11 protein-coding genes are annotated in these 12,262 nt (G+C 50.5%); 9 read left to right on the top strand and 2 right to left on the bottom strand.

Annotated features, from left to right (window positions below):
* The first annotated feature begins 10 nt into the window (after positions 1 to 10).
* From LCH85_16770 to LCH85_16745, 6 genes are all read left to right on the top strand, one after another.
* Positions 11 to 313, top strand: coding sequence for a hypothetical protein (locus tag LCH85_16770; protein MCA0353647.1), 303 nt, complete (start codon positions 11 to 13; stop codon positions 311 to 313).
* Positions 313 to 1,143 carry a TatD family hydrolase gene (locus LCH85_16765; protein ID MCA0353646.1) on the top strand — a complete coding sequence of 277 codons (831 nt, stop codon included), beginning with the start codon at positions 313 to 315 and terminating at the stop codon, positions 1,141 to 1,143. The genes LCH85_16770 and LCH85_16765 overlap by 1 nt, the downstream gene beginning before the upstream one ends.
* Positions 1,144 to 1,155: 12 nt before the next feature.
* Positions 1,156 to 2,358 (top strand): metabolite traffic protein EboE, encoded by a 1,203-nt coding sequence (gene eboE / locus LCH85_16760; protein MCA0353645.1) that lies wholly within the window; start codon positions 1,156 to 1,158, stop codon positions 2,356 to 2,358.
* Positions 2,342 to 3,196: a UbiA family prenyltransferase gene (locus LCH85_16755; protein ID MCA0353644.1), complete on the top strand. Its 855-nt coding sequence runs from the start codon at positions 2,342 to 2,344 to the stop codon at positions 3,194 to 3,196. Before eboE ends, LCH85_16755 begins: the two co-directional genes overlap by 17 nt.
* Position 3,197: 1 nt before the next feature.
* Positions 3,198 to 4,574: an alkaline phosphatase family protein gene (locus tag LCH85_16750; protein ID MCA0353643.1), complete on the top strand. Its 1,377-nt coding sequence runs from the start codon at positions 3,198 to 3,200 to the stop codon at positions 4,572 to 4,574.
* A 247-nt stretch (positions 4,575 to 4,821) separates the two neighbouring features.
* Positions 4,822 to 5,679: a hypothetical protein gene (locus tag LCH85_16745; protein ID MCA0353642.1), complete on the top strand. Its 858-nt coding sequence runs from the start codon at positions 4,822 to 4,824 to the stop codon at positions 5,677 to 5,679.
* 71 nt (positions 5,680 to 5,750) lie between these two features.
* On the opposite strand, the gene LCH85_16740 is transcribed toward LCH85_16745, so the two are convergent.
* Together LCH85_16740 and LCH85_16735 are read right to left on the bottom strand one after the other, a co-directional pair.
* Complete coding sequence (locus tag LCH85_16740) at positions 5,751 to 6,374, bottom strand: response regulator transcription factor (protein ID MCA0353641.1); 624 nt, start codon at positions 6,372 to 6,374, stop codon at positions 5,751 to 5,753.
* A 4-nt stretch (positions 6,375 to 6,378) separates the two neighbouring features.
* The gene (locus tag LCH85_16735; protein MCA0353640.1) at positions 6,379 to 8,124 is read right to left on the bottom strand and encodes a histidine kinase; all 1,746 of its coding nucleotides are present in this window, start codon (positions 8,122 to 8,124) and stop codon (positions 6,379 to 6,381) included.
* Between the two features lie 185 nt (positions 8,125 to 8,309).
* On the opposite strand from LCH85_16735, the gene LCH85_16730 reads away from it, so the two are divergent.
* The 3 genes from LCH85_16730 to LCH85_16720 are packed head-to-tail and all read left to right on the top strand — an operon-like array spanning position 8,310 to position 12,252.
* A complete protein-coding gene (locus tag LCH85_16730; GenBank protein ID MCA0353639.1) occupies positions 8,310 to 10,235 on the top strand; it encodes an efflux RND transporter periplasmic adaptor subunit in 1,926 nt (641 codons plus the stop codon).
* Positions 10,235 to 10,912 (top strand): ABC transporter ATP-binding protein, encoded by a 678-nt coding sequence (locus tag LCH85_16725; protein ID MCA0353638.1) that lies wholly within the window; start codon positions 10,235 to 10,237, stop codon positions 10,910 to 10,912. Before LCH85_16730 ends, LCH85_16725 begins: the two co-directional genes overlap by 1 nt.
* Before the next feature lie 11 nt (positions 10,913 to 10,923).
* Complete coding sequence (locus tag LCH85_16720; protein MCA0353637.1) at positions 10,924 to 12,252, top strand: ABC transporter permease; 1,329 nt, start codon at positions 10,924 to 10,926, stop codon at positions 12,250 to 12,252.
* The last annotated feature ends 10 nt before the right edge of the window (positions 12,253 to 12,262 follow it).

Raw genomic sequence — 12,262 nt, 5'->3', positions numbered from 1 at the left:
CGAGGATTTTATGCAGATTGAAGGCTCTTGCCCACGCACTCAGCGTGAGTTGATTGAACTGGAATTTATTGAGCATCGCACCAAAATTTTAGATATCGCGGCCTTTTTGGATCGCTTTGATCGTTCAGTTGAGCATAACGCCAATGATGATTTTCGAATCAAAGCCTTTCGTGAAGCGCTCAAGGCCTTGAATAGCCACGAATTTGGCCGAGTTGAACGGATTCAAATGTTGTTGAGCGATATGAGCAGCGAATTACGCGTCGAACGCGACGGCCAAAGTGCCTATGGTGCTGCCAAGGAGAGCGAGCAATGATCAATTACATCGATTTGCATGCGCATATGGTTTCGCGCACCACCGACGATTATCATGCCATGGCCTTGACTGGCTGTGTTGCGGTGACTGAGCCAGCATTTTGGGCAGGTTATGATCGGGTTTCTGCTAGCGCTTTTGCTGATTATTTTAAACATTTGACTGAGTTTGAGCCTCAACGCGCCGCTAAATATGACATTCAGCATTACACATGGCTCTGTTTAAACCCCAAAGAAGGCGAAGATCGTGGGTTGGCTCGCGAAGTTTTGGCAATTATTCCGCAATTTTTAGATCGACCAAGCGTGCTAGGCATTGGCGAAATTGGCCTCAACCGCGTGACCCGCAATGAACTTGCCACCTTTATTGATCATGTAGAATTAGCGCTTGAACACAACCAATTAATCCACATCCACACCCCGCACCTTGAAGATAAATATAAAGGCACTAAGGCGATTGTCGAAACCTTGGCTAGCAACAGCCGAATCGATCCCAGTCGTGTGATGGTTGACCATGTTGAGGAACATACGATTCGTATGGTGCTTGAGCATGGGTTTTGGGCGGGCTTGACGCTCTATCCGATGACCAAAGTTTCGCCAGGCCGCGCGATTGATATGCTCGAAATCTATGGCACTGAGCGTTTGTGTGTGGCTTCGGCCTGCGATTGGGGTCCAAGTCAGCCGCTGGCCATCCCCAATTGTATGTTTGAAATGCGCCGTCGTGGTCATTCCAACCAATGGATTCACGAGGTGGTCTATAACAATCCTTGCCGCTTCCTAAGCCAAAGCCCTAAATTTAAGTTTGCGCCGCTTGAGCAGCCTGCGCTTGTGCACTAGAAATGGAAGCCTATGCAGCTTAATCAAGCGCCCCAACTCGATTTAACCTATTGCACCAATATTCATCCAGCCAACGGCTGGCCAGCAGTTTTGGCTGGTTTGCAACAGCATGTGCTCGATCTCAAGCAGCGCCTCGCTCCCAACCAAGCCTTTGGAATTGGCCTGCGGCTTTCGGGGCAAGAAAGCCACGAATTGCTGGATCCAAGCGTGCTTGCTGATTTTCAAGCATGGTTAACTGAACATAATCTATATGTATTTACCTTGAATGGCTTTCCCTATCATCCCTTCCACCAACAACCAGTCAAGGATCAGGTGCATGCTCCCGATTGGCGTGAGCCTGAACGCGTGGCCTATACCTTGCGCCTGATCGAGATTTTGGCGGCACTATTGCCCAACGGCATGGTTGGCTCAATCTCGACCAGCCCTTTGAGCTATAAGCCATGGTTTGCCGATTTGGCCGCTGTGCCGTGGGAATTGCTGAATCACCATGTCTTAGAGGTGGTTGCTGCGTTGGTCCAGCTTGAGCGCCAACGTGGAATTGTGATTCAATTAGCCTTTGAGCCAGAGCCAGATGGTTTGCTCGAAACCAGCAGTGAATTAATCGGCTATGTTGAGCAATTGTTGGATGTTGGTGCTGTTGAATTAGCAACTCAACTCAATTGCTCGTTACGCGAAGCCCAAAATGCGCTTCGTCGTCATGTCGGAGCCTGTTTGGATACCTGTCATTGCGCCGTGGCCTACGAAGCGCCGCGCCAAGTGATCGCCGCTTATCAAACAGCAGGCATTAGCATCGCCAAAGTGCAACTCAGCTCGGCTTTGCAAGTGCTGCTTGGTGCTAATCGCCAAGCCGTGGCAGCCGCATTAGCACCATTTAGCGAAGCAATTTATTTGCACCAAGTGATTCAGCGCAACCACGATGGCTCGTTGCTGCAATATCGCGATTTGCCTCAAGCCTTGGAAAAGATCGATGATCCTGCGGCTTGCGAATGGCGGATTCATTTTCATGTGCCGATTTTTACTGCCAGTTTTGGCCTGCTCAACGCCACCCAACCAGCCTTGCTCGAAAGTTTGCAAGCCTTGAACGAGCAGCCCTACAGCCAGCATTTGGAGATTGAAACCTACACTTGGGATGTGCTACCAAGCCAATTAAAGCTCGATCTGACGGAATCGATCGCGCGGGAGTATGCGTGGGTGTTGCATGAACTCAAACGCTAAATCTGGCTGGTTGGCCTATCTCGAACTGATGCGCATCTCCAATAATCCGACCGTGATCAGCAATACGCTTGCGGGCGTGGCTTTGGCGGGCGTGAGCCTTGGCGATTGGCGAGTGTGGCTGTTGGCCTTGGCCTTCAGTTTGTTTTATAGCGCTGGCATGGTTTTTAACGATTGGTGCGATTATGCGATTGACCAGCGCGAACGCCCAGAACGACCCTTGCCAAGCGGACGGGTGAGCCGCAACGCTGCGTTATTGTTGACAATCGGCTTATTCGGCATTGGCTTGGCTTGTGTGGCCTTAGTTAGTTGGCAAGGCCTGCTGTGGGCGGGTGGCTTGGTTGGGCTGATCGTGCTCTACGATCTGTGGCACAAAACCAACCCAATCAGCCCAATTTTGATGGCTGGCACGCGAATTTTAGTCTATCTCAGTACAATTGCCGCCTTGGATGCAGCGTTTTCGTGGCAGGTTTGGCTGGCGGTTGGCTTGTTGTTTAGCTATGTGATGGGCTTTACCTTTATTGCCAAATCGGAGTTACGTCCGCAATTGAAGGCGCTTTGGCCAGCGATTTGTGTGCTGTTGCCAATTGGCTATGCCCTGATTACCCCCGATTTTAGCCCAATTCTGGTGAGCGTAGCCTTGCTAAGTTGGTCATTGCACAGTATGGGTTTGGTCTATCGCCAGCGCCAAATTGGCCCAGCGATTGGCCGTCTGATTGCGGGCATTAGCTTGTTTGATGCCTTGGTGTGCATTGTGGCAGGCAATTTGTGGGCATGTGCATTTGCCATCGCCGCCTTTGGGCTGACCCGTTTGGCGCAGCGCTCGATTCAAGGAACTTAAGATGCATAAAACCGTTGTGATTAATGTGGTTGGGCTGACTCCAGCCTTGATTGGCCAATACACGCCACGTTTACACGCATGGCAACAAAAAACGGCTCAAGCTTCGATCAAACCGATCATTCCAGCAGTAACCTGTAGCATGCAAGCAACCTATCTTACGGGCAAAATGCCTAGCGAGCATGGAATTGTTGGCAATGGCTGGTATTTTCGTGATGAATGTGAAATTAAATTTTGGCGGCAATCGAATAAATTAGTCCAAGCACCAAAAATTTGGGAAGCGGCCAAAGCGCTTGATCCTAGTTTTACTTGTGCTAATTTGTTCTGGTGGTACAACATGTATTCATCGGTTGATGTTGCGGTTACACCACGCCCGATGTACCCCGCCGATGGCCGTAAATTACCTGATATTTATAGTCAGCCAGCCGAATTACGCGATGATTTGCAACGTGATTTGGGCCAGTTTCCTTTATTTAATTTTTGGGGGCCAAATTCTTCAATTGCCTCATCACGCTGGATTGCCAACTCAGCCAAAGCCGTTGAGCAACGCTATAATCCAACGTTGAGTTTAATTTATCTACCGCACTTAGATTATTGTTTTCAGCAATATGGTGCAGATATTAAGCGTTGCACCAGTCAATTGGCTGAAATCGATCAAGTCGTTGGTGATTTGCTGGATTTTTATGAGCAACGTAATGCGCGGATCGTGATTTTATCGGAATATGGCATTACCAGCGTTAATCGACCTGTCGCAATTAATCGATTGTTGCGGGCAGCAGGCTTGATTGCAGTGCGCGGGGAGCTGGGCCGCGAATTACTGGATGCAGGTGTAAGCAAAGCCTTTGCGGTGGCCGATCATCAAATTGCTCATGTGTATATCAACGATTTAAGCTATTTGGAGCGGCTCAAAGCCTTGCTTGAGGCTACGCCTGGGATTGCCAAAGTGCTTGATGCCGAGGGCAAACGCGAGTATGGTTTAGATCATGAGCGTTCGGGCGAGTTGGTGGCGATTGCCGAGGCCGATGCATGGTTTAGCTACTATTACTGGCTCGATGATCAGCGTGCGCCGGATTTTGCGCGGGCGGTCGATATTCACCGCAAGCCTGGCTATGACCCAGCTGAACTCTTTGTTGACCCGCATTTGCGCTTGCCGATGGCCAAAATTGGCCTGACGTTGGCCAAGAAAAAGCTTGGATTCCGTTATGTGATGGATGTGATTGGGCTTGATCCGCAGGTAGTGCGTGGCTCGCATGGCATTATCAGCAGCGATCCGGCGCATGCGCCGCTATTGCTGACCAACCAACCAAGCCTGTTGCCTGAGGCGGCCTTGCATGCAACCGATGTCTATCAGATTTTGTGGCGACACTTGATCGAAGGATGATGCATGGGAGAGAACATAGAGCATCGAACATAGAACATCAAGAAAATCAAAAGGTAGAAGATAAAATTGGGAAGAGGGATCAGGGGTCAGGCGATGGAATTAGGCAATAAAAGCATATTTCGTGGAATTCGTGCAATTCGTGGCTAAAAATAAATCTTCGTGGATCAAATTAGCGCGGCTAAAACAAACTTCGGACAACAATCGTCCTAGCACCAGCCTAGATCAGGCGCTGTCAAAGGAGATGTCGATGGAAAAACCCTTAAATTATGTTATTTCGTTGCCAGAACGCACGCTACGAGCGGGCGCTGCCTTGGTTGGCGGCTTGGTCAACGAGGCTAGCAATGTGATCGTTCCCAAGAGTTTGCGCAATACGCGACTCTATCAAGTGACCTTCGATCGCTTGCTGCGGATCACAATTGAGTTGATTGGCGATGTGCCAAATGTTTACGCTGACCAAAAAATGAGCATCGAAGAACTGACCAAGCGCAAAGTAGCTGGCAACGCGGTTGAATTGGTCGGCTTTTTGAGCCTTGGCTGGTCGCCGTTATGGCTTTTAGCTGCCGCCTCAGATGTAACGAGCGGCACGCGCACCTATTTAGCAGCTTTGGTGAGCGAGTTGCAGCAACGCCAATTATTGCCAGCTGAAGCCAATATCAATTCGGTTGATGCCTTGCTCGAAAGCTTGGAAGGCACCTCAGGCATTGCTGCCGATGCGGTTGATCTGCCGCCGCTCGATGTTTCAGCCTTACGCACTTCATGGGAAACGATCAAGGCCAATGCGAGTAATTTGCCCGAACCAACTGCCTTGGCCGATACCTTTGACCAATTACGCGAGACCGCTCGCACTGAAGGCCAATCGTTATTGGATGTTTCGGCAGTAGTGGCAACTGGTGCGTTGCAAGCGGGCTGGAGTTTGGGCAATACTCATATTTTTGAATATTACCGCGAAGCCTTGACTTCGATTCAAAAAGAGGGCTTGCTCGAGTTTGCGCGACGTGTGACCACACCCTATTTTTCCCGTGCGGCTAAGCATTTTGACCCCAACGAAACAACCTATACCGACCGCTTTTTGAATCAATTGGATTCACCACAAGCGCCTGAATAAGCTTTTGTTGGCTTTTCGTTCGCTGGAGAGGCAGGTGATTGCAATCACCTGCCTCTCTTTATTTGACGTGCTTATTTAACTAAGCCGCGTTGCAGGGCCACTGCTACAGCCTCAGCCCTGCTGCGCACATCGAGCTTGCTGAAAATGTGGCTAACATGCGATTTGATTGTATTTTCGGAGATGTTGAGATTGAGGGCAATGGCTTTGTTGCTTTCGCCCCGTACCAGTAATTGCAACACATCAAGTTCACGCTGCGAAAGCTCATCTTCAGCTGGCTCGGTGGCCAGTCGTTTGAGCACTCGCGCCGCAATACCCGATTGCAGGGCTGCACCACCCTCATAAATTGAACGAATCGCCCGAAAAACTTCCTCAGGACTCGCATCTTTGAGCAAATATCCGGCGGCCCCAGCGTTCAAGGCTGGCCCAATATACTCGTCGGTATCATAGGTTGTGAGCACCAAAAAACGGGTATTGGGGGCGCTAGACCGCGTGTGGCGCATCACTTCGATGCCACTCAGTTGCGGCAAACGCAAATCGAGTAACACCACATCAGGTTGTTGTTGCTCGATCAAGTTAACTGCTTGTTGACCGTCAGCAGCATCGCCAACTGGCTCGAAATCCTGTTCCCAGCCGAGCATCGCCATCAAGCCGTGGCGCACAACTGGATGATCATCAACAACTAAAACACGAATCATAGAGTTACTCCATTTCAACCAAGGCGGTTTGGGGTGGATTGTAGGGAATTTGCACATGAACCAATGCGCCATGCTGATTGCTCAATTGTAGGCTACCACCGATTTGGGCGACTCGTTCGCGCATGCCAATCAAACCAAAATGGTTGGTCATCTGCATTTGGTCGGTTAAAATTGCCTGATCGAAGCCTGTGCCATTGTCGTGAATTAATAACTCCACGCTGCTATTCCCATAGATCAATTGAATGCTGACATGTTCAGCTTTGGAATGTTTGACCACATTTGCCAAGGCTTCTTGAGTAATCCGCAACAGCGCAGTTTCGTCGTGCAAATCAAGTCGCAGGGCTTGGCCATGAATCTGCACATCAACCTGTAAATCAGGGCGCATGGGATGGGCCGCGAGTTCCTGAATGGCCTTGGTTAAGCTATTGGCATCCAGCAACGGTGCACGTAAATTCCAAACCGAGGCGCGAGCTTCGGCCAAAGCTTCGCGGGCCATGCGACTGGCTAAGGCCAGGTGGGTGCTACTCTCGCTGGGGCTATAAACTAAAGCCCGTTGGGTTGCCCCAAGCTGAATCACAATGCCAGTTAAGCCTTGGGCGAGAGTATCGTGAATATCGCGGGCTAAACGGGTGCGTTCTTCGAGCATGGCTTTATCACGCACTTGGGCTAATAAACGTTGGTTGTTCAAGGCCAACACTGCTTGATCGCGCAAACCCTCGGCGAGGGCACGATCATCGGGGTTGGCTTGGGTGATTGCTGTACCAGCTAAAATTAATTGCACTTGATCGTTTTCAAGTTGAAATGGCAGCACCAAGGCGGTATGCTCACCAAATTTGCTGGATATAGACATAACTGTTGTAGTTGAGGCTGGCTCAAATTGCAAGTTTGGCTCGTCAGCAGCCGCTTCAGGATAGGCCGCCAGACAGTGTTGATTGAGCATAATCCACGAGTAATCGACATGCAGCAATTGATGGGCTTGCTCGGCAATCAACGGTAATATTTGGGTAATATCTGCTGGTAGGGCTAGGGCACTACTGATGTTATACAATGCTTCTGCGCGATGGGTACGTTGGGCAAGCTCGGCAGTTTGGGCTTGCACCCGCTGCTCCAATTGGCTGCGCAACTGCTCCAAATCTTGGGCATGAGCACGACTTTGCTGCAAGGCTCGTTGTAAATTCCCCGCTAAGAGCCAAGTCATGCTTGCGACCATCCAAAAGAGCGTAATCCAAAAGACGGTTGAAACCAGCCAAGGATAGCGAGTGAATACCGAGGGCGGCGCTTGGCGTGCTAAATCGTAGCCCTGAAGTTTGGCCCAAGCGAGGCTGATTACCAACAAACTGGCTAAGACCGCCAAACCAATGCTGGCACTCCGATCAATTAACAAACCTGCGGCGCAAATTGGCAAGACCAACAGTGCTGGAAAAAAGCTGGTGATCCCGCTGCGTACCGCCAAACTGGTGGTGATCAGCGTCCAAAAGCCCACTAAGGCAAAGGCTGAAATGGTTGGTCGGCCTAAACGCACAAAGATGATCAGAGCCGATACAAACATAATGATCACCACGATTGCGGTAATTGGTGTGCCATCACGTTGCGGTTGTTGATTGAATTGCTCGGCGGGAAACCGCATGCGTAGCCAGAGCAAGCTAATAATTGCCACGGCAATCGGAATTAACATAATCGGCAGCGAGCGCAAAATTGTGCTGCTGCGCCATTGGGTTTGTTCGCGGTCGATTTTGAGTTTGTTGCTCATCGCTAGCGCCTTTGATCACAAGCCAATACTTAACTATTGACCAAGTTTGGGCTGTCGGCATCACCCAAATGGATGATCGCCGCTTCACCAAAACGTGCGAATGAATGATCGAAATAAAGATCGATGCTGATCGCGCCGGAATTCACTACAGTATAGCTAGAAATTGTCGTATAAGGAGATTTCCGATGGCTGAAAGCTCAGTACAGCCCAAAAAACGTGGCTATAAATGGTTTGTTATTGGCGGCGCGGTTTTATTAGCACTGGTTTTAATGCCGTTTGTTTTTGGTGGCGATGACCCTTCAACCGTTTCGGCCAGCACCACCACGACGATTCAGCGTGGTCGTTTGGTTTCGTCGGTGCTTGGCAGCGGAACGATTAATCCCAAGCAAAGCCTTGATCTTACCTTTCAAACGACTGGAATTGTCAGTACCGTCTTGGTCAGCGAAGGCCAACAGGTGGTAGCAGGCCAGATTTTGGCTGAGCTTGATGATCGTAATTTGGCATTAAGTGTGCTTTCTGCCGAAGCCAATTTGCAAAGTGCCCAAGCTCGTTTGCGCCAAACCCAAGAGGGCAATGCTCGCCCAGAGGATTTGGCCGCTTCGCAAGCTAGCGTTGATAATGCGAAGGCTAATTTGCAAAAGACCGTAACTGGCAATGCTACCGCCGCTGATATTGCTTCGGCTCAAGCCAGTGTTGCGAACGCCGAAGCCCAATTGCGCAAAGCCAAAAATGGCACCGCTACGCCAGCTGATTTGGCCAATGCCGAAGCCTCAGTTCGTTCAGCCCAAGCCAAACTTGATGATCTGCGGGCTGGCCCCAAACCTGAAAAGGTTTCCAGCGCCCAAGCCACGCTTGATCAAGCTAAATCAAGCTTAGAGCAAGTGAAATCTGATGCTTCGAAGGCCAAAAATCAAGCCGCTCTTGATCGCGATACTGCGGCCAATGCGGTGCGTAACGCCCAAACCAGCCTGAGCCAAGTGTATTGGGAAACCCACGATGCTGATGGTAATTGGAAGAAAAAGCCCGATGATTTTGGTTATCAAACCGATGTTGATCGCTATAACAATGCCGTGCGCGATGAGCAAGATGCCCAAACCAAGCTCGACGCGGCTCAATTGGCCTATGACAATGCCGTAACCCAAGAAGGCTTGGATATTGCCAATGCTGAGGCCAAAGTGCGTGATGCTGAGGTGCAATTGCAAACTGTGCTCAAAGGTGCGACCGCGCTCGAAATTACCCAAGCTGAGGCCTCGCTCGACCAAGCCAAAGCTAACCTTGATAAACTCAAACAAGGCGGAACCGCTGATGATGTCGCGGCAGCCCAAGCCAACCTCGACCAAGCCAAAGCCAATTTGCGCAAATTGACCCAAGGTGGTACTTCGGCTGATGTCGCGGCAGCTCAAGCCAATGTTGATCAAGCTAATGCCAACCTTGATAAACTGACCGCACCACCAACTGATACTGATTTGGCGATTCAAGAAGCCGCCGTTTCGCAAAGCGAGCAATCGTTGAAACAAGCGCAATTGCAACATGAAAATGCAACCTTGCGTGCTCCATTTGCTGGCGTGATCACCTCAGTTGCGATTGTGCCTGGTGGCCCTTCGAGCGGCGTGGTGATGCATATTCTTGATCGTAGTGGTTTGTATGTAGAGCTGAATTTGAGCGAAACTGATGTGGCGTTAGTGACGTTGAATCAAAAAGTTGAATTAACAATTGATGCACTTGATGCTTGGAGTGCCGAGGGTACGGTCAGTTATATCTCGCCTGTGGCCGAAGTATCGAACGGCGTGGTGATTTATCGGGTCAAAATTAGCGTGCCTAGCAACGATCCAATGGTTAAAGTTGGCATGACCGTCAATACCAATATTATTCTGATCGAGAAAAGTGATGTACTGCTCGTACCAAATTCAGCCTTATTGCCCAAAGGTAGCGGGCGGGTGGTGCAAGTACCCGATGGTGCTGGCGTGCGTGAAGTCGATGTGGTAACTGGTATTAGTGATGGCTCGTTTACTGAAGTGCTGAGCGGCTTGAACGAAGGCGATACGATCATTGCTGTGCCAACTGCCGCCTCGGATAGTGGCAATGGTGGGTTATTCGGCGGAGGCCGCTAATGATCAACTTGAGCGATATTCACAAAACCTACCAAATGGGTGATGTGCTGGTAGCAGCGCTGCAAGGCGTGAGTTTCAGCATCGACAAGGGCGATTTTGTAGCGATTATGGGGCCAAGCGGGAGCGGCAAAAGCACAGTTATGAACTTGATCGGCTGTTTGGATACGCCAACTTCAGGAACCTATGTGCTTGATGGCGTGGCGGTTGATCAGCTTTCGAGCAACGATTTGGCGCTAGTGCGTGGGCAAAAATTGGGTTTTATTTTTCAACAATACAATTTATTGCCGCGCCAATCGGCCTTGCGCAACGTCGAAATGCCGATGATCTATCGTGGGGTTGCGGGCGCTGAACGCCAACGCCGCGCCATGGCCGCTCTGAATTTGGTAGGCATGGGCCAGCGGGTTGATCACCGCCCCAACGAATTGAGCGGCGGCCAACAACAACGGGTGGCGATTGCACGAGCCTTGGCTGGTAGCCCTTCGGTGATTTTGGCCGATGAGCCAACCGGGGCGTTGGATAGCAAAACTAGCATCGAAATTATGGAATTGCTGCGGCGCTTGAATCGTGAGCAAGGCATTACGGTGGTGCTGGTGACCCACGAACATGATGTAGCGGCCTATGCGGCGCGAGTGCTGACCATGCGCGATGGGCAGTTGATTGGCGATCAGCGTAATTAAAGGATGCAATAATGACAACGCTTGATGTGCAAACTGTTCCCACGCCCGCTCCCGCCGCCAGCGACGACATTCTATTTCAGCCGATTGAAGCTAGCTCAAGTGGCTTTGGCAGCCTATGGGAAGTAGTGCGCATTTCGTTTGGCAGCCTATTGGCCAACAAAGTGCGCTCGTTGCTGACAATGTTGGGGGTGATTATCGGGGTAGCCTCGGTGGTTTCGCTGCTAGCGCTTGGCAACGGGGCAAGTGCTTCGATTACTGGCGAAATTGAGGCAATTGGCACGAACGTCCTGACGATTTCGGCGGGTTCGCAAAATCGTGGGCCGGGCAATGCGACTGCTGCCCAAAACTTGACGATGGACGATGCGCGGGCGATTGAAGCTTTACAACTGCCAGTGATTGGGGTGGCTCCTCAGCTCAATTCGAATGCCCAAATTGTCGCTAAATCGGCGGATAAAAGCGCCCAAATCGTTGGTATAACTCCGTCGTTTCAAGTGGTCAACAACTTGACCATGCAACAAGGCAGTTTTATCACTGAGGAGCATTTGCAAGGCGCGAATACGGTGATCGTGTTGGGTTCGACCTTGGCCAAAGATTTATTTGGCAATGGTCAAGCGGTTGGCCAAACCGTGCGGATCAACAACCAAAGTTTGCGCGTGGTGGGGGTGCTTACGCCGCAAGGTGGTAGCGCCTTTGGCTCGGAAGATGATCGGGCTTATATTCCGATTACTACCGCTCAGAAACGCCTGTTTAACGCCCGCACGCCTGATGGCAATGGCTATCGGGTTGGCTCGATTACACTTTCGGCGATTAATGCTAGCGATCTTGATGCATTGCAATCGCGGGTAAGCATGCTGCTACGTGAGCGCCATCATCTTAAACTTGACGGCAGTGCTGATGATTTTAATGTGATCAATCAAGCCGAAATTTTGGGAACGCTCACCACGATCACTTCGATGATGACCCTCTTTTTGGCGGCGGTAGCGGGGATTTCGCTGCTGGTCGGCGGGATTGGGATTATGAATATTATGTTGGTGAGTGTGACCGAGCGTACCCGCGAAATCGGTTTGCGCAAGGCTGTCGGCGCACGCAGCCATCATATTTTGATGCAATTTGTGGTTGAGGCGGCGGTGCTAAGTATGACCGGCGGTATGATTGGCTTGATGCTTGGCAGCATTATTCCAATTGTCGTAACCCAAATGGGCTTACTCGATGCGCCAATTGATTTGCAAACTGTTGGAGTCGCGATCGGCTTCTCGTTGGGGGTTGGCTTGTTCTTTGGAATTTACCCTGCTCAACGGGCGGCCAAATTGAACCCAATTGATGCCTTGCGCCACGAGTAACTATTAAATT

Source organism: Chloroflexota bacterium (assembly GCA_020161265.1).
Classification (GTDB): domain Bacteria; phylum Chloroflexota; class Chloroflexia; order Chloroflexales; family Herpetosiphonaceae; genus Herpetosiphon.
The sequence above is the reverse complement of the archived record's forward strand: the minus strand, read 5'-3'. Positions and strand labels throughout refer to the sequence as shown.